This window comes from Pseudomonas sp. URIL14HWK12:I6 (assembly GCF_000514195.1).
GTDB classification, from domain to species: Bacteria; Pseudomonadota; Gammaproteobacteria; order Pseudomonadales; family Pseudomonadaceae; genus Aquipseudomonas; species Aquipseudomonas putida_A.
In genome coordinates this window covers 177852-195779 of record NZ_AZVL01000011.1, presented here as the reverse complement: position 1 = coordinate 195779, position 17928 = coordinate 177852, and the positions used below count along the sequence as shown (strand labels likewise).

12 protein-coding genes are annotated in these 17928 nt (G+C 61.1%); 1 reads left to right on the top strand and 11 read right to left on the bottom strand.

The features are described from left to right. Window positions 1–14: 14 nt before the first annotated feature. The 11 genes from H043_RS0116565 to H043_RS0116515 all read right to left on the bottom strand — a co-directional run bounded on the left by H043_RS0116565 (window position 15) and on the right by H043_RS0116515 (window position 17367). Window positions 15–3101, bottom strand: a complete 3087-nt coding sequence (locus tag H043_RS0116565; protein ID WP_027612786.1) for an autotransporter serine protease — start codon at window positions 3099–3101, stop codon at window positions 15–17. A gap of 224 nt (window positions 3102–3325) precedes the next feature. Then, window positions 3326–6277: an autotransporter serine protease gene (locus H043_RS0116560; RefSeq protein WP_027612785.1), complete on the bottom strand. Its 2952-nt coding sequence runs from the start codon at window positions 6275–6277 to the stop codon at window positions 3326–3328. A 190-nt stretch (window positions 6278–6467) separates the two neighbouring features. Further along, window positions 6468–7838: a TolC family outer membrane protein gene (locus tag H043_RS0116555; RefSeq protein WP_027612784.1), complete on the bottom strand. Its 1371-nt coding sequence runs from the start codon at window positions 7836–7838 to the stop codon at window positions 6468–6470. A gap of 2 nt (window positions 7839–7840) precedes the next feature. After that, complete coding sequence (locus H043_RS0116550) at window positions 7841–9190, bottom strand: HlyD family type I secretion periplasmic adaptor subunit (protein ID WP_049827896.1); 1350 nt, start codon at window positions 9188–9190, stop codon at window positions 7841–7843. After that, complete coding sequence (locus tag H043_RS0116545) at window positions 9187–10962, bottom strand: type I secretion system permease/ATPase (RefSeq protein ID WP_027612782.1); 1776 nt, start codon at window positions 10960–10962, stop codon at window positions 9187–9189. Before H043_RS0116545 ends, H043_RS0116550 begins: the two co-directional genes overlap by 4 nt. A 172-nt stretch (window positions 10963–11134) precedes the next feature. Beyond that, window positions 11135–11557: an AprI/Inh family metalloprotease inhibitor gene (locus H043_RS0116540; RefSeq protein ID WP_155953498.1), complete on the bottom strand. Its 423-nt coding sequence runs from the start codon at window positions 11555–11557 to the stop codon at window positions 11135–11137. A 92-nt stretch (window positions 11558–11649) separates the two neighbouring features. Continuing rightward, the gene (locus tag H043_RS0116535; RefSeq protein ID WP_027612780.1) at window positions 11650–13113 is read right to left on the bottom strand and encodes a serralysin family metalloprotease; all 1464 of its coding nucleotides are present in this window, start codon (window positions 13111–13113) and stop codon (window positions 11650–11652) included. A gap of 461 nt (window positions 13114–13574) precedes the next feature. Next, window positions 13575–14660, bottom strand: coding sequence for a polyamine ABC transporter substrate-binding protein (locus tag H043_RS0116530; protein ID WP_027612779.1), 1086 nt, complete (start codon window positions 14658–14660; stop codon window positions 13575–13577). Between the two features lie 56 nt (window positions 14661–14716). Then, on the bottom strand, window positions 14717–15061 hold the full coding sequence (locus tag H043_RS0116525; RefSeq protein WP_027612778.1) for a cupin domain-containing protein: 345 nt from the start codon (window positions 15059–15061) through the stop codon (window positions 14717–14719). Window positions 15062–15092: 31 nt separating this feature from the next. Next, window positions 15093–16499, bottom strand: a complete 1407-nt coding sequence (locus H043_RS0116520; protein ID WP_027612777.1) for an FAD-binding oxidoreductase — start codon at window positions 16497–16499, stop codon at window positions 15093–15095. Window positions 16500–16551: 52 nt separating this feature from the next. Continuing rightward, window positions 16552–17367, bottom strand: coding sequence for an AraC family transcriptional regulator (locus H043_RS0116515; RefSeq protein ID WP_027612776.1), 816 nt, complete (start codon window positions 17365–17367; stop codon window positions 16552–16554). Between the two features lie 263 nt (window positions 17368–17630). On the opposite strand from H043_RS0116515, the gene H043_RS0116510 reads away from it, so the two are divergent. Beyond that, window positions 17631–17903: a DUF1652 domain-containing protein gene (locus H043_RS0116510; protein WP_025109621.1), complete on the top strand. Its 273-nt coding sequence runs from the start codon at window positions 17631–17633 to the stop codon at window positions 17901–17903. The last annotated feature ends 25 nt before the right edge of the window (window positions 17904–17928 follow it).

Below are 17928 nucleotides of genomic sequence, written 5' to 3'. Positions count from 1 at the left end.
CTGCCGGCACGCTTTTAGAACTGCCAGTCGAGGGTCAGACCCACACCGTGGTCTTTCTCGTTGTTACCGATCAGTCCGTTGTAGTCCAGGTTGACCCGGACATCGCGATTGAGCGCCAGCCCGGCACGGACGCCGACCACTGCCGCATCACGATCCATCGACACACTCTGCACGGTGAACGCGCTGTTGCCATTGGCGAAGGCCAGGTGGCTGTCAGCATCGACACTGCTCAGGTTGTGCTGCCAGCCGAGGGTCGCGCCCAGTTCCAGCTGATGTTTGTCCGACAGCGCGAAGCTGCGCTTGGCGCGTACGCCAAGAGTCGACAGCACCACATCGCGGTTGTCTTCAGAGCTCTTGAGCGCCGCCGCATCACCCTTCTCGGTGAAGCTCTCGGTGTTCAAGTGCACGTACGACAGATTGGCGAACGGCTCCAGGTTCATCGGTTGCAGACGCAGATCGTAAGCCGCTTCGGTGAACACCTGAGTGGTCGTCGCTTCGTGCTTGGTTTTCTCTTTGCCATTGACGCCCGCGAACTGCAGATCACGCTTCACGTCCACGCGGTGCCAGCTGTAAGCCGCACCGGCGGTCAGACGCAGCGCATCAATCTGATGCCCCAGGTACGCACCCAGGTGGTAGCTGTCGACCGAAGCCGACGAATGCGTGTCGCTGCCCATGTTCAACGAGCTGTCGCTATAACCGGTAACGAAACCCAGACGGGTATCTTCAGCAATCAAACCGTCGACACCGGCCAGCAGCCCGCCGATGGAGCTGTTGGAGTCGGCGTTTTCGTGGCCGCCATCGCTCTTGCCCCACGACCCCAGCACCTTGACCCAGGCATTGCTGCGGTCGTCGGTCGGTGCGTCGGCATTGAACAGATCACGCTCGCGCAGACGTTCGCCCACCGCTTCACGCAGGTAGCGGCTGTCGTTGATCAGCAGCGTGCCGATGGCCGGGTGGATCTCACCGGATAACTGTTGGAACGCCTGCTGCGCCGACGCCGCATTCGGCGACAACAGCAGGGTTTCGTACAGCGCATTGCCCGCACCCAGCCCTTCGGCAGCCGCACCAACCGCACGTTGGTTCGGCGTCAGACCGACACTGGCGAACGATGCGCCGTTGCGCCCGACGTCCAGTTGCACGCCGTTTGCCGAGTACGCCAGGGTGCCGCCGAGAAACGCGTAGTTCGGCAGCACTTGCCCGAACTGGCCTTGGATGCCACCGGCCGCTTGCAGGATGTTGAACTGCGAACCGAGCAGGCTCTTCACTTCAGTCGTCGTCAGCAAGGTCGGGCTGTTTTCCAGCGACAGACTGACCGTGGCGCCATCAATCACCGCTTTGCCACCAGCAATGATCTTGTCGCTGCTGGTCGGTGAGACTTCCACCGCGTAGGTCGAACCGCGCTCGAAGGTCACGTCACCGGCGACGTTCAGCGTGCCGATCGAGTTGCCCGGGGCGACGGTACCGCCGCTTTTCGCGGTCAGTGCACCGATGCGGCCGTTACCGCCGAGGATGCCGCTGTCGTTGACCGTGACCGCCGAAGCCAGCGTGCCATTGATCGCCAGACGCCCCTGATTGACCAGAGTCGGGCCGCTGTAGGTGTTGTTGCCGGTCAGCACCAGTGTGCCGATGCCCTGCTTGGTCAGGCCGCCGTGACCGGAAATGTCGTTGCGCCAGGTGTCGAGGCCACAGGTGATGTCGTTGCACACGCGCTCGGTCGGTTTGCCCTTGTCGATGATCGCGCCGATGCCCGGCAAGTCCGCGACAAACTGCCCGGAACCGTAGGCCCCCTGAATGCGGAACTCTTCCGGGATGTCCTGCTCGGTGATGAACATCGCCGGGCCGTCGATGCCTTTGCGCAGGTTGATCATGCCCCAGCCGTACAAGGCGTCGATGCCCGGTGCGCCGAGGTCGGTCGCGGTGGTACGCAGCACCGTGGCGACCTGATCGCCCGTCATGTACGGGAAGCGCTCCATCAACACCGCCATCGAGCCCGCCACATGCGGTGCGGCCATCGAGGTGCCGTTGTAGTTCTTGTAGCCGGTGGTCAGGTTGTCGGCGTTGGTGCCGCTGATGATCGAGCTGTAGATCTGCGTGCCCGGCGCCGAGACGCAGAAGCTCGCGGTGTAGCCGCAGCGCGAGGAAAACGTACTCATGATGTACGGATTGGCGCTGGCCAGATCAGGGTTCTTCTGCAACGCGGCGACGGTGATCCAGTTCGGCGCGATGTCCGGCACGAAGTAGCCGAGGCCGGCGATGGCGTCCGGGTTGTTCAGGTTGTAATCGTTACCGGCGGCGAAGATCGTCACGATGCCGCTGCGGGCGGCGGCGATGGCGCCGTCGTAGGCGCCGCCGGGCTTGGTGCCGAGCAGCGTGCGGATTTCGTTGAACTGCAATTGCGCGTCGTTGACGGTGAAGTGCGGATACGCCGGGTCGCGGCCGCCGAGGTCGAAACGGTCAGTGATGCCGATGCCCCAGCTGTTGTTGATGATCCGCGCGCCACTGGCGATCAGCGCATCCCAACCGGCCTTGTACACCGCACCGTCGTTGCCACGGACGATGCCGTCTTCCGGCCCCGGGTCGCCGTTGTCGGCGCTGATGATCTGCGCACCGAACGCCACGCCGTGCATCGGCCCACCGTCACGGCTACCGGCAGCGATGCCACCGACGTGGGTGCCGTGGGCACCGAGCTTGCCGTCGGAACCGACCGAGGGCGAACCGTCATAGCGGAACGCGTCCCCGGCTTTGACCGGGATGTACGGGTCGGTGTATTCGCGGATTCCGCTGGTGACCAGGGTCACGACTTTGTTGGGGCCGGAGAACTCCGGGTGCGCGGCATACACCGGCTGGTCGAAGATCCCCAGTTTCACACCTTTGCCGGTGTAACCGGCGGCGTAAGCGTGATCCGCGCCAATGGCGCCCAGGCCCCATTCCGCCTGGAACTCGGCGCTGCGCCAACTGGCGGGATCGCCGCTGCGGCCGCTTTCCACGTAAGGCGCCGCGTGCGCGGTGCCCCAGCTGGTCAGTGCGCAGAGCACGGCGCAATTGAGGGTTTTCATGGCGAAGCGACCGCCCGTTTGCGCGGGGGTATTGTTGTTATTCATCCAGCGACCTTCCTTAGTGTTGTTGCGAAAAAACCGTCTACCAGGCCCACACCCGGGCATGGGAAATAACGCTTGTGGTGAGGGGATTTATCCCCGATGGGGCGCGAAGCGACCCCGAGCAGTTTCCAGTAACCGAGTTGTCCGGGTGAGCGACTGCTGCGAAGTCGATCGGGGATAAATCCCCTCGCCACAAGTGTGTGTTCACCTGACCTGCGGGGTTTGTTTCAGAACTGCCAGTTCAGGCTCAGCCCCACGCCGTGGCTCTTCTCGCGGTTGGCCAGTTGTCCGTTGTAATCGAGGTTGACCCGCACGTCCTTGCTCAACGCCAGGCTGGCTTGTACGCCGACCAGCGCCGCGTCACGCACCAGTGCCGAACTCTCAACCGCGTACGGTGTGCTGCCGCTGGCAAAACGCAGATTTTGTTCAGATTCGATGTCGCTGAGGCTGTGCTGCCAGCCGAGATGCCCGCTCAGGTCCAGCGCCTGCGCGGCCGACAGGTTGAAGCGCTTGACCGCACGCACACCGAGCGTACTCAGCACCGCATCACGCTGCTCGCCGGAGCTTTTCAGCGCTGCCGCGTCGCCCTTCTCGGTGAAGCCTTCGGTATCCAGATGCACGTAAGCGAGGTTGGCGAACGGCTCCAGTGCCAGCGGCTGCAGGTTCAGCCGGTAAGCCGCTTCGCCGAAGACCTGCGTGGTGGCCGCATCGACCTTGGCTTTCTGTTTGGCGCTGACGTCGCCGTATTGCAGATCGCGCTTCACATCGGCGCGATGCCAGCTGTAGGCCGCGCCGGTGCTCAGGCGCCAGGCGCCGATTTCATGTCCGGCGTAAGCGCCGAGGTGATAGCTGTCGACCTTGGCCGACGAATGCGTCTCCGAGCCCATGTTCAGTGAGCTGTCGCTGTAACCGGTGACCAGACCGATGCGCGTCTGCTCGTCCAGCGCGCCGTCGACACCGGCGAGGAGACCACCGATTGAGGTGCTGTAGCGCGAAGTGTCGTTACCGGAGTTGGTCGAACCCCAGGCGCCGAGGGCCTTGATCCAGCCATTGCTTTGCGTGGCGTTGGCATCGTGCAGACGCTCACCGACCGCGTCGCGCAACTGGCGGCTGTCATTGATCAGCATCGAGCCGAGCGCCGGGTAGATTTCGCCGCTCAATTGCTGGAACGCCTGTTGCGCCGAGGCTGCAGACGCCGACAGCAGCAGGCTTTCGTACACCGAATTGCCGGCGCCGAGGCCTTCGACGGCGGCCGCCAACGCACGCTGATTCGGGGTCTGCCCGACGCTGGCGAACGAGGTGGCGTTGCGCTGAATGTCGAGCTGAATGGCGTTGCCCGTGTAGTCGAGGTTGCCGCCGATGAACAGGTAATCCGGCAGCACCGCGCCGAACTGGCCCTGAATACCACCGGCCGCTTGCAGAATGTCGTACGAATGGCCGAGCAGGCTGCGGGTTTCAGTGGTGCTGAGCAGGGTCGGACTGTTTTCCAGCGACAGGCTGACCGTGGCACCGCTGATGCTCGCGCTGCCGCCAGCGACGATGCGGTCGCTGCTGGTCGGCGACAGCTCGACCGCGTAGGTCGAGCCTGGGGCGAAGGTCACGTCACCGGCCACGCTTAAGGTGCCGATGGAGTTGCCCGGCGCTACGCGGCCGCCGCTGTTGGCGAGCAACGAGGCGATCCGCCCGGAACCGCCGAGGGTGCCGCTGTCGTTGACGGTCACCGCCGAGGCCAGCGAGCCGTTGACGCTCAACAAGCCGCCATTGACCGTGGTCGGGCCACGAAAGGTGTTGTCGCCGGTCAGCAGCAAGCGCCCTGCCCCGGACTTGATCAGGCTGCCCTGATAGACCCGGGTCGCCGCTGCGGCATCGCGCGCCATACCGACGGCGTAGTCGGTCTGATCCTGCTGAGTGGCGCCGGCCGGAATACCGTTCTGCCAGCCCTTGTCCTGCAAGGTCTGCTGCCAGGCGCCGTGTTCGGCGAGGTCATCGCGCTGGCGCTGAATCAATGCCTTGTCGGAGATGTCATTGCTCCACACATCGCTTTGCCCGGCCGCCAGGTTGGCATCGAACGCGCCGAGCAATTGCCCCGGCCCGCGCATCGCCCGGTTCAGGTTGGCCACGCCCCAGCCGACCCGCTCGGTCGGCGCATCGGTAATCGAGCCGTCGAGTTGCGTGGCGGTGGTCAGCAGCACTTCCAGCGCCTGCTGATTATTCATGTACGGGTAGCGTTCCATCACCAGCGCCAGTGCCCCGGTAGCGTGCGGCGCGGCCATCGAGGTGCCGGACTTGATTGCGTAAACGCCACCCGGAATGGTGCTGTCGATCTTCGCCCCCGGCGTGGTGATGCACCAGTATTTGGCGATGCCGCACTGGTTGTATTTCTGCTGATTGCTTTGGTCCAGCCCGGAAACTGCCAGCCAGTGGCCTTCGAGGTCCGGCTGAAAGTACGGCAACGCCGAGCGCACGCTGGCATTCGGGTAGCCGCTGTTACCGGCGCTGAACACGTTGATCACGCCACGGCGCGAGACGTCCGCCGCTGCATCGAGCCAGGTGCCCTGATTCCAGTGCTGGGCGTAAGCGGCATGCAGATCGGCCAGGGTGCGATAGCTGACGTCCGGCGGCTGACTGCCCCAACTGTTGTTGATTGCGCGCACGCCGGCAGCGGCCAGGGCGTCATAGGCGGCTTTGAAATAGCGCGGATCGGGTTTCGGGCCGAACAGAAAGCTGTCGTTGTTGTTGGTGTTGCCGACGTAGATTTGCGCGTTGTACGCCACCCCGTGCATGCCGGTGCCGTCACGGCTCGCGCCCATGGTGCCGACCACGTGGGTGCCGTGGGAATCGTTGTTGGGGTTGAGGGTGCCGTTGACGTTGAACAGCGAGCCGTCGACGTAACTGCCGGAGGCCATTACCGGGTGATAGCGGTCGCTGGCGAATTCAGGATGGGCGGCGTCGAAGCCGGCGTCGAGGGCGCCGATCTTCACGCCTTTGCCGGTGATGCCGGCAGCGTAGGCCTGATCCGCCTGCATCCGCGCAAGGCCCCAGTCACGCTGGAATTCGGCGCTGCGCCAACTGGCGGGATCGCCGGGCTTGCCGGATTCGAGGTACTGCGCATGGGCTTGCGCGATGGAAACTGCGAGCAACAGGGTGCCGACCGCTGCCGGCTTGATGCGTACTTCCATGTTCACCACTCACTTTTCTTATGTTTTTGTTATGACCCGTTTCGCCGGGCGAGCACTTCTTGAAATATCGAGCGAGTCTATTTGTGGCGAGGGAGCTTGCTCCCGCTGGCTGCGCAGCAGCCCAAAATCTTGTGAGCGCTACGCACTCAAGCGGGAGCAAGCTCCCTCGCCACAGGTTCGGTGCCAAGCATTAACGCGGGTTGCTTTTCGGGCCTTGTCCGAACGCCTCATCCACCCGCGCCAGATCCTGTTCGTTCAGCGTCCCCGCGTAGTAATGCAGCTTGGTCCAGGCCATCAAGTAGTCGTAGCGCGCCTGCGCCAGGTCGCGGCGGGTGGTAAACAGTTGCTGTTCGGCGTTCAGCGCATCGAGGTTCGTCCGTTCACCGCCAAGAATGCTTTGCTTGGTCGACACCACCAGCGCTTCAGCAGAAGCCAGGGCCTTCTGGTAGGCGCGCAGTTTGTTGACGCCCGACAGGCAGGCGCTGAACTGGCGGCGCAGTTCGATCAGCGTCTCGCGGGTCTTGCCATCGAGCTCGTATTCCGCCTGCTCCATGGTGCGGCTGGCCTGACGGGTCGAGGCCGATACCCCGCCACCGGCGTACAGTGGAACGTTGACTTCAAAGCCGATGGTATTGGTGTCGTAGCGCTGGTTATAGGTGTTGCCGCTGTCCGATTCAGTCTTGCGGATCGACGCGTAGGCACTGACTTTCGGCAGGTGCCCGGCGCGGTTGCGCTCGACTTCGTACTTGGCCACTTCCACCGCCTGGCGTTGCGACGCCAGATTGGGGTTGTTGCTGATCGCCAGCTCATGCCAGGTGTCGTAGTTGGCTGGCATCAGCGCGAAAGTCTGGAAGTTCTGATCCAGCGGCGCCAGCTCGCTGATGTCCACCGTCTGCACGCCGACCAGCGCGCCCAGCTCACGCAGCGCGGCATCCTGCTCGTTGCGTGCCTCGATCTCTTCGGCGGTCGCCAGTTCATAGCGCGACTCGGCTTCGAGAATGTCGGTGCGCGTGCCCTCGCCCTGCTTGAACATGTGTTCGTTCTGCTGGAACTGCTGCTCGTAAGCCTTCTTCTTGGCCTGGGCGATGTCGATCTGATCCTGAGCGAACAAGGCTTTGGTGTAGTTGTCCAGCACCCGCACCAGCAGCTCCTGACTCTTGCCGCGAAACGCCTCGTCGGCGAACAGCGACTGCGCCACGCCTTTGCGATACGCCGCGTAGGCTTCGTAGTCGAGCAACGGTTGCTGCAAGGTCAGGGTCGAGCCATAGCTGTTGTAGTTGCGGTCTTCGGTGAGGTTGCCGCGGGCGGTCAGTTGCGTGGCCTTGGAGGTGTTGTGACCCCGGTTGTAGTTGTAACCCAGTCTCGGCAACAGCCCGGCACGGCCGATGGTGCGGTTTTCCAGGCCCGCGTCGCGCTCCTTGATCGCGCCGAGGAACACCGGATCGTTGCGCAATGCCTGTTCGTAGACCTCGAATGGCCCCATGGCCGCCAGCGCGCTGTTTCCTGCGAGCAGCGCGAACGCTGCTCCCAACATCGAAAGCTTATTCATACAGCCGAACATCCTTATTCTTCAGTCAACGCAGAGCCAGCGCGATCGAGCAATGGTTTGAACAGGTAGTTGAGCAGTGAACGTTCGCCCGTGCGCACGAACATTTCCGCCGGCATACCGGGCTTGATCACCAGGCCATGGAGTTTTTCCATCGCCTGATCACTGACGCTGCTGCGCAACACGTAGTACGGCACGCCGGTTTTCTCATCGACCATCTGGTCGGCGGAAATCAGGCTGACCTCACCCGGTACACGCGGGGTCTTGCTCTGGTTGAACGCGGTGAACAGGATATCCACCGGCAGATGCGTGCCGACCTTGTCGATCAGGTTGATCGGCAAGTGCCCTTCGACTTCCAGGGTGGTGCCTTGCGGGACGATCTCCAGCAGGGTTTCGCCCTGACGCACCACCGCGCCTTCGGTGTGCACGCCAAGGTTGACCGCCACGCCGTCGGCGGTGGCGAGGATCTCGCTGTGTTGCAGGTCGAAACCGGCCGAGGTCAGTTGCTCCGACAGGGTCACGCTTTTGAGCTGCGCGTCGGCCAGTTGCGTGCGCACTTCCTTCTGGTATTCCTCGCCATGCTGTTGCAGTTTCAGGCGCGATTCGAGGATGCCCTGCTCCACCCGGCCGCTTTCACCGGTGTTTTCCGCGAGTTGCTGCTGCACTTGCGACAGCTGACGCTGGTACTCCATCAAGCGGTTGCGCGGGATGTAGCCGTTGTCCGCCAGTGGCTGCAGGTTGCTCAGTTGCTGTTGCAGCGAATCGGCCTGGGCATTGAGGTCGGTGCGGGCGCGGCGCATGCCCGCCAGCTGCGCGGTGGCGCCTTCAATGCTGGCGCGCAGACCGGCCTGCTCGCGGTAGAACGCTTCGCGACGGCTGCTGAACAGTTGACGCTGGCCTTCAAGAACCAGCGCCAGACGCGGATCCGGGTCGTTACTCAGTTCGGCAGGAAAGGTGATCTCTTTGCGGTTGTCGCGCTCGGCCTGCCAGCGTGCGAGGCTGGCCCAGGCCATGCGGTATTGCGCCTGCAACGACTGCACATCGGCGGCCACCTGGGTCTGATCGAGGCGAAACAACGGTTGACCCTGCTTCACGATCTCGCCTTCGCGCACCAGAATCCGGCTGACCACGCCGCTGCTCATCGACTGCACAGCCTTGCGCTTGCCCGAGACCACCACGGTGCCTTGCACCGGAATCCCCTGATCCAGCGGCGCCAGTGCGGCCCAGGTAAAGAAACTGCCGGCGCCGACGATGGCCAGAATCCAGCCCATGCGGGCGAAGAATTTCGCATCGCGCTCCGGGCGCTCGGTGACGTACGCGTGTTCCATGGAGGCTTCGTTTTCAGTGTTCATGCTGGCGCTGCTCATACACCCGAATTCCTTGTCGAGGGCTGGTACTGCCGGCTCATGCTGAGCCCGCCCGGTGCCTGCGCGGATTTTTCCCGTTGTTGTTCCTGAGCGCCGGACAGCGCCTTGAGCACTTCCTGACTGGCGCCGAACGCCTGCAAGCGGCCATCGTTGAGCACCAGCAGTTTGTCCGCCTGAGCCAGTACCGAAGAGCGATGCGTCACCAGCACCACCGTGGTGCCCTTGGCCTTGAGCTGGGCGATGGCGCTGGCCAGCGCGGCTTCACCGACAGTGTCGAGGTTGGAATTCGGCTCATCGAGCACCACCAGGCTCGGATCGCCATACATCGCACGGGCCAGGGCCACACGCTGCTTTTGACCGCCGGACAGGCCACTGCCGTCCTCGCCCAGTTGCGTGTCATAGCCTTGCGGCAGACGCAGAATCATCTCGTGGACGCCGGCCTGTTGCGCGGCGGCCACGACCTTCTCCGGGTTGGCTTCGCTGAAACGGGCAATGTTTTCGGCGATGCTGCCGCTGAACAGTTCGATGTCTTGTGGCAGGTAGCCGATGTACGGGCCGAGCTCGTCGCGGTTCCAGCGATGGATGTCGGCACTGTCCAGGCGCACCGTGCCGCCGAGGGTCGGCCACACACCGACCAGCACACGGGCCAGGGTCGACTTGCCGGAACCGGAAGCACCGAGCACGCCGAGCACTTCGCCAGCGCCCAGATTGAAATTGATCATCTGCAGGGTTGCCGCGCGCTGCCCGGGAGGGCCGGCACTGACTTGCTCGAAGGTGATCTGGCCTTTCGGCGCCGGCAGCGCCATGGCGTCATCACTCGGCGGGAACGCCTGCAGCAAAGAGTCCAGACGACGATAGGCCAGCTTCGCCCCGCTCCACTGTTTCCACACGGCGATCAACTGGTCGATCGGGCTCAGCACGCGGCCCATCAGGATCGAACCGGCAATCATCATCCCGGCGGTCATGTCGCCCTTGATCACCAGCAACGCACCGAGGCCCAGCACCAGCGATTGCAGGCACAGACGCAGGGTCTTACTGATCGAGCTGATCACCGCACCGGTGTCGCTGGCCTGATTCTGCAGGCCGAGGAAACGCGAGTGCACACCGAACCAGCGCTTGCGCAACGCGCCGAGCATGCCCATGGCCTGGATGGTTTCCGCGTTGTGCAGGTGGCTGGTCGCCAGTTGGCTGGACTTCTGCGAGTAACCGGCGGCTTCCCCCAGCGGCTTTTTGGTCATGTATTCGTTGAGACAGGCCAGCGCAATCAGCAGCAGCGCGCCGGCCGTGGCGAGCACGCCCAGCCAGACGTTGAACAGGTAGATGACAAACAGATAGACCGGGAACCACGGCGCGTCGAAAAACGCGAACAGGGCCGGGCCGGTGACGAATTGGCGAATGTGGGTCAGGTCGCCCAGCGATTGCCCGGCGTTGCCCTCGCCCTTGAACAGGTTGCGTTCGAACGCCGCCTGATACACCCGCAGGTTGAAGCGGCGCTCCAGTTGGCTGCCGATGCGGATCACGATGAAGCTGCGGATCACCTCCAGCATGCCGATGAAGGCAAAGAAGCCAACCACCATCAATGACAGCATCGCCAACGTCGTTTCGTTCTGCGAAGACAGGACGCGGTCGTAGACCTGCAGCATATAAATGGAGGGCACCAGCATCAGCACGTTAATCAGTGCGGTAAAGCACCCGACGCTGATCAGAATGCTTTTATAGTCACCCAAAGCCTTGAACAAGGGAGCGGTGGCTGGGGCCTTCGCCATCTTCATTGTTTCTTCCTGAAATGATAGATCCCGCCAGACTTCGGCGAGCGCTCAATTAATGTTCCGCCTACCTGCGAAAGATGTTTTGCAAGTACTCGCTTACCATTCAACAACAACTGCGACGATCACTTATAACGTTCAAACACTGCCATATATTCAATCTGGATTAGTTGAGCGTTTATTTCGTCGCGCGTTCGAGTGTAACAACCAGGCCCGACTTCAAAGTGCTGGAATAGAGCCCGTCACGTTGTCGGCTGAAAAACACGATTCTTGAACCTTCCTTGCCGGTGATCGAAATTCCGTCGGGTTCCGGAAACCAGCCGATGGGCGAATCTTCCAGCCATGCGCCAAGGCATTCGGCGCCCTTGCCGACGGTCTGATTGGCTTGCAGTTCGAGGGCACAGGTGTTCGACGGTTTATCCTGCAGCTTTTGCGCTTCGGGCGCGTCATTTTCAGTGCTCAACGTCGCCTGCCATTGCCCGGCAAAAACCGATGGATCTTCAAGTCTGAGGCTGCTTGCCATGGTTGTTTCTCCAGAAATCATGATCAGCGCCGCCGAAAGCCACGCCATTGCCTTGTAGGTAAAAACTTTACAGATCATCAGAAAATTCGCTCCAGCACCTAGCCTTGCCCAGCCATCAACACGATGCAAGCAAAGAAAGCGGCGCATCAAGCGCCGCTTCCCGTTTCACATCACGCCACGATGTCGCTGGTCGCTGCCTGGCCCACGGTGCTGACCTGGAAGTCCGCCACGCCGTGCCCGGAGAAGTCCACCGACAACAGGCTGTTGCCGCCCGACGAGGTCAGGATCGCGTCGCCGGCCGAACCGGTGAAGCTGCTGACAAAGTGCAGGCCGGAACCGTTGGTGATGGCGCTCAGGTCGATTTTGTCCAGACCGCTGACGAAATCGAGGATCTGATCGATTGCACCCGGCTTGGAGTCGGAGCTGGAGGCGAACACGAAAGTGTCCGAACCCGCACCGCCCCACAGTTTGTCCGCACCACCAGCGCCGTAGATGATGTCGTTGCCGGCACCGCCCTTCAGCTCGTTGGACGCACTGTTACCGATCAGCAGGTCGTTGCCCGAACCACCAATGGCGTTCTCGATGGTCACGCCCTTGGCGATGGACACGTTACCGATCATGCCGCCAACGTCGGAGAACGAGGCTTCGTTGAGATTGATCTTCTGATTCTGGGTGAAACCCGAGAAGTCGAAGGTGTCCTTGCCGCCCGCGTCCCAGACCGAGAACACCAGCTTGTCGCTCGACGACGAGGCGCTGAGGAAATCGCGACCGGCGTTGGAGTTGAAGCCGTAGGTGGTGTCACCGGTACGGGTGGTCAGGTTGGCGCCGTACAGCTTCTGGATCGCTGCAATGTCGTCCATCAGCGGGCCGGAAGCATAGGCTTCCACACCACCCTTACTGAAGTTCTGGGCGGTGTTGCTTTCGCTCCAGTAACTCATGAGGCTGTAACCGCGGGTGTCTTGCCCGTAGGAAGCATCCTTGTAAGTCGGATTGCCTTCGCCGGCGTTGTAGTCGCCAGGGTGAGACAGGCCCAGGGTGTGGCCGATTTCGTGGGTCAGGGTTTGACGCCCGTAATTGTTCAGACCCGGGGTTTTGTTGACGTCGTAGCCACTGCCGGTCAGGTACCAGGACTGACCGTCATAGCCTGGCTCGGTGCCTGGCAGGAACGCAAACGCCGCTGCGCCTTCCTGGCCGCCGCTGTAGTTACCGAAGGTCATGTGACCGTCGCCACCACGGGCCGACTCGGTGAACGTCACGTTGGCGACATCCGCCCAGGATTGCATGGCGAGCACGGCCTGGGCTTTCTGCAGGGAGCTGAACTGACTGAAACCGGTGACGCCCAGGCCGCTGAAGTTAGCGGTTTTGGCGGTCAGAAAGGTGTAGGTCAGTTCGATCTTGCCACTGTTGTCCAGGTCGTGCCAGGAGGCACCGTCGCGCAACAGTTGAGTGGCGGCTTGATCCACCGAGAAGGACGGTTTGCCATTGACCGTGAGGTTGCCGCCACGATCGTATTGATGGCTGAAGCTATTGATCTGGTTCCAGGCAGAGCTGGTCGCAGCCAGAGATTGCGCTGAGCCGACAGGCACGAATGTGTCTGCGGTGATATCAATAGCATTCGCTTTTACTTTCGACATAAACACACTTCCTTGTTTAGCAATGGAACAGTTTTTGTCAGATAGCGACGATCCCTGGCGAGATCGTCCTATCACTCGCCCAATGAAGGCGTAAGAAACCTGACACAATTTGAAATCTGTCGTCTAGCGTTTTTTTGAGATCAAAACCGACTGCTCCGTCAAATGCCCGTAAACAATGACTGCGGGGTCGAAAGATTGTTATGAGGTGTTTGTTCTCGCCTAATTGTCTGACGATTTTCTATTTAAATATTAAATATCGGTAAGTTGCTTTTTGATAGATACGTCTCACTTTGCTGCACTCTATTAGTGCGATGCCAGTGTAGTGATATCAATCAAATCAGCGTGCTAAAACACTTGTGGGAGCGGGCTTGCTCGCGAATGCTATTTATCTGCCAACCTGTTTGCTGACTGATCGAACGCATTCGCGAGCAAGCCCGCTCCCACAGGAGGGGTGATGTGGTTTAGCTACCGGTACGGATCTTGTTCCACACCCGTGTGCGGATCCGGTCAATGTTCAGCGGCATTGCCTCCAGCGCAAACAGCTTGCCCATCATTTCCGGGCTCGGATAGACCTTGGTGTCACCCTTGATTGCCGGATCGATCAGGCTGTCGGCCTGCTGGTTGCCATTGGCGTAGTGCACGTAATTGCTGATGCCGGCCATCACATCCGGACGCAGCAGGTAGTTCATGAACGCGTAACCGGCCTTCTCGTCCGGCGCATCGGCGGGCATGGCGACCATGTCGAACCAGATGGCGGCGCCTTCCTTGGGAATCGCGTAACCGATGTCGATGCCGTTCTTTGCTTCCTTGGCGCGGTTTTCCGCCTGCAGGATGTCACCGGAGAAACCGACCGCCACGCAGATATCGCCATTGGCCAGGTCGCTGGTGTACTTCGAGGAATGGAAGTAACTGACATACGGCCGCACTTTCATCAGCAGTGCTTCGGCTTTCTTGTAGTCCTCGGGGTTCTTGCTGTGGGGCGGCAGGCCCAGGTAATTGAGCGCTGCCGGCAGCAGTTCCGGGCCGTTATCGAGGATCGCCACGCCGCACTTCTGCAGTTTTTCCATGTATTCGGGCTTGAAGATCAGATCCCAGGAATCCACTGGCGCGTTATCACCCAGCACCGCCTTGACCTTGGCGACGTTGTAGCCGATGCCGGTGCTGCCCCACAGATACGGAAAGCCGTGCTCGTTGTTCGGGTCGTTGACCTGCAAGGCCTTGAGCAACACCGGGTTGAGGTTTTTCCAGTTCGGCAACTGGCTCTTGTCGAGCTTCTTCAGCGCCCCGCCCTGGATCTGCCGCGCCATGAAGTGGTTGGACGGGAACACCACGTCATAACCGGATTTGCCGGTCATCAACTTGCCGTCCAGGGTTTCGTTGCTGTCGTAGACGTCATAGGTGACGCCGATGCCGGTGTCTTTCTGGAAGTTTTTCGTGGTGTCCGGCGCGATGTAGTCCGACCAGTTGTAAATTTTCACCGTTTCGGCGGCATGACTAATGGAGGCGGCCAGCAGCAGCGGCGCCAGAGCGAGGGTTTTCTGGATCATGGGGTCGATTCCTGTAGTGGCTATTTTTGTTGGCAGGCAATCAAAGGATCAAACAATCAGAAAATAAGGACGTAGGTCTTGCGCACGGTCTCCTGGATATCCCAGATGCCGAGCGTGTTGGCCGGCAACATCAGTGAGTCGCCACCTTGTATGTGCAGGGTTTCGCTGCCGTCGTCCGGGGTGAACGTGCAACGCCCGGAGATGAAATGGCAGAACTCCTGCGCGGTGATCTGCCGGCGCCAGCGCCCTGGTGTGCATTCCCAGACGCCGGTTTCGACGCCATCGTCGCGCTCGACGCTGGTGGTCGAGGCAATGGCGACCGGCTCGCCGAGTGGCACGGCCACCGGGTTGGATTCATCCAGTTGCAGGCTGGCGGTGTTCTTGAACTGCGTAATGCTCATGGTGGGACCTGTCTTGTGAAGAAAACGGCGGTTAGTGCATGAAACCTTCCATGAACCCAGCGACCTGACTGGCCAGCTTGCGCCGCCACGGTGCGCTGGCCGGGTTGGCCAGGGTCTGGTCTTCGTGGACGAAACTTTTGATGATCGCGTTGTAGCCAAGCCAGCGGCACGGCTCCGGCTCCCAGGCGCGTAGCGCATGAATTCCGCCGTCCGGCAGCACCCACGGCTGATGCACCAGTTCGGTATCGCGCTCAAGAATCAGATCGGCCAGGGTGCGGCCGCCGAGATTGCTGGCACCCACACCCTCCCCGCCATAACCGCCGGACAGCGCAATGCCATTGGCGCGATCGCAGAGCATGTGCGGCTTGAAATGCCGGGACATGCCGAGGTTGCCGCCCCAGGCGTGGGTGATCTGCACGTTTTTCAACTGCGGGAACAGCTCGCCGAACAGATAGCGGCGCAGCTCGACTTCATCACGGGTCAGATCGAAGTTGTGGCGCAGTTTGCCGGCGAACTGGTAACCGCCGCGGGCGCCGAAGATCAGGCGATTGTCGGCACTGCGCTGGCCATAGGTGACCTGACGGCTGAACTCACTGAAGGCCTGGCCACGGTTGAGGCCGATTTCATCCCAGGTCGCTGCCGACAACGGCTCGGTGGCAACAATCAGACTCTGCACCGGTAACTGATAGCGACCCAACGGTGGGAGCGTGACCGAATAACCTTCGACCGCCGGCACAATCCAGCGACTGCGCACACTGGCCCTGGCCGTGCGCAAACTGCCGGACTGCCAATGGGTGACTGGGCTGTTTTCATAGATCTTCACGCCCATGCTCTGCACGGTGCGCGCCAGACCGCGCACCAGTTTCGCCGGGTGAATGGTCGCCACGTGCGGCGCATATATGCCGCCGTAGGGTTTCGCCACACGAATCTGTTGCGCCAGTTGCTCGGGGTTCAGCCAGCGGTAATCGTTGTCGGTCAGGCCTTGGGCGTGCAGTTTGTCGAGGTATTCGCGCAGGCTGGCTTCCTGCTCCGGGTAACGGGCGGCGCAGTACAGCACCCCGCCTTTTCGGTAATCGCAGTGGATGCCCTCACGTTCGAGGACAACTTCCACTTCATCCGGAATGCTGTGCAGCAGATCAAACGATGCGCGACGTTGTTCTGGAGAGAGACCGGCGAGCAGTCGATCCTCGCCCAGCAGGTTACCCATCAGCCAGCCGCCATTGCGCCCGGACGCGCCGAAACCGGCGGTTTGCGCCTCGACGATGGCGATATCGAGACCGGGAGCGAGTTTTTTCAGGTAGTACGCGGTCCACAACCCGGTATAACCGGCGCCGATGATCGCCACGTCGACATCCAGATCCTGTTCCAACGCCGGCCGCGCAATCAACGGCTCGTCGAGTTGATCCATCCACAAACTGATAGTGCGCCACGCCGGCATGCAAGACTCCGCCACTGAAAACCTTCGATGGCGTCGATCCTAGTGCGTGACTTCAATCACTGTCTTGCGCGCGTGCCCGCAAAGAAATTTGTTTGGCGTAGGCCTTCGGCGACTGGCCGGTGTGCTGGCGAAAACAACTGTAAAACGCTGACAGCGAGTTGAAACCCGCGGCAAACGCCAGTTCGTCGATACGCAGCGGTGGCGTGGCCTGATCCAGCGTCTTGAGCAAGTGCTGCAGGCGGGCCTGGTTGACGTAGCGGTAGAAGCTTTGGCCGAGCACCTGATTGAGCAGGTAGGAAATCTGATTGCGGCTGTAGCCGCACTCCTTCGCCACCCGTTGCAGATCCAGTTCCGGATCGAGATACGGTTGCTGGCGTTCGAAATATTGCTGCAGATCCTCGGCCATGAAACTGATCTGGCGCGGCGACAGCCCCAGACGACTCACCGCCGGACGCTGACTGGGTGCTACTGCGCCGTTGGTTTGCGTGCGGACCAGCGAGGCGTATTCGTTGACCCGCCAGATCAGCCCGTCCTTGACCGTGATCGCTTCGCTGGATCGGAACGACACCAGCCCGTCGCCACCGCGCAAAGTCACTTCGTATTGAATGAACGCGGTGTTGCCATCCACGCGAATCCGGTCGCAATGCTCGAGCGCTTCGTCGGATTCTCGCGGCATGCTCACGCGCACGTACTCGCGCAATTCGTCGAGACCCAGGACCCGGTTCTGAAAGAAATCGTTGTATTGGACGTCCGGGTGATACAGCGCCATGACGCTGTCCAGATCGCGGTGCTTCCAGCTCAGGTGGTAGCGCATGACCGTGGCGGCCGTGGCCGGGGTCTGTTCGGGGCCGTCATCGTCGGCGTGCATAAAGGGCTCGGCGCAAAAGAACCGAGCTTGCCCAAGTTCGACAAAACGATCAACGAGCAAACCGTAGTGGCCATTTGGCGATGACTGATCCCGACGTGACTTACATCAAAAAACGCGCAGCAATCGCAAAATGAACTGAAAAATCTCACGGAAAATTCACATGCGGGTGCTACTTTTAACGTCACTGACCGGTTGAGCCAATGAAGGCTCTTCCCACCTAACATGAGCAAAAGGAAGCGCTCGATGAAGAAGGCGGGCAACACATGAATAAAGGCTCCAGTAAAGTCACGTTTCCCAATGCGTGCCAACTGATGCGTTGGCACTTTCATCCCATGGGTTTTGAGGCAACGATGGATGCGCCGGGCAGCATGATTGCCCGTCTGTTTGATCGTGCCAGCGGTGAAACCATGATCGCCATCGCCGGTATTCCTTGTGCGACGGTGATGAACGCGGCCGATGTCGAGCGCATCATTGAGGCTGTGGAAGACGAACTGGAGGCTTTCATTCCTCCGGAATCTCTCAAGAGTTACGCATAAACTATTGTTTTATATAAAAAAGCCC

What these genes read in the sequence shown, in the direction of transcription:
- H043_RS0116565 (WP_027612786.1), bottom strand. Translation starts at nt 3,101, where the DNA reads ATGAATAACAACAATACCCCCGCGCAAACGGGCGGTCGCTTCGCCATG.
- H043_RS0116560 (WP_027612785.1), bottom strand. Translation starts at nt 6,277, where the DNA reads ATGGAAGTACGCATCAAGCCGGCAGCGGTCGGCACCCTGTTGCTCGCA.
- H043_RS0116555 (WP_027612784.1), bottom strand. Translation starts at nt 7,838, where the DNA reads ATGTTCGGCTGTATGAATAAGCTTTCGATGTTGGGAGCAGCGTTCGCG.
- H043_RS0116550 (WP_049827896.1), bottom strand. Translation starts at nt 9,190, where the DNA reads ATGAGCAGCGCCAGCATGAACACTGAAAACGAAGCCTCCATGGAACAC.
- H043_RS0116545 (WP_027612782.1), bottom strand. Translation starts at nt 10,962, where the DNA reads ATGAAGATGGCGAAGGCCCCAGCCACCGCTCCCTTGTTCAAGGCTTTG.
- H043_RS0116540 (WP_155953498.1), bottom strand. Translation starts at nt 11,557, where the DNA reads ATGATCTGTAAAGTTTTTACCTACAAGGCAATGGCGTGGCTTTCGGCG.
- H043_RS0116535 (WP_027612780.1), bottom strand. Translation starts at nt 13,113, where the DNA reads ATGTCGAAAGTAAAAGCGAATGCTATTGATATCACCGCAGACACATTC.
- H043_RS0116530 (WP_027612779.1), bottom strand. Translation starts at nt 14,660, where the DNA reads ATGATCCAGAAAACCCTCGCTCTGGCGCCGCTGCTGCTGGCCGCCTCC.
- H043_RS0116525 (WP_027612778.1), bottom strand. Translation starts at nt 15,061, where the DNA reads ATGAGCATTACGCAGTTCAAGAACACCGCCAGCCTGCAACTGGATGAA.
- H043_RS0116520 (WP_027612777.1), bottom strand. Translation starts at nt 16,499, where the DNA reads ATGCCGGCGTGGCGCACTATCAGTTTGTGGATGGATCAACTCGACGAG.
- H043_RS0116515 (WP_027612776.1), bottom strand. Translation starts at nt 17,367, where the DNA reads ATGCACGCCGACGATGACGGCCCCGAACAGACCCCGGCCACGGCCGCC.
- H043_RS0116510 (WP_025109621.1), top strand. Translation starts at nt 17,631, where the DNA reads ATGAATAAAGGCTCCAGTAAAGTCACGTTTCCCAATGCGTGCCAACTG.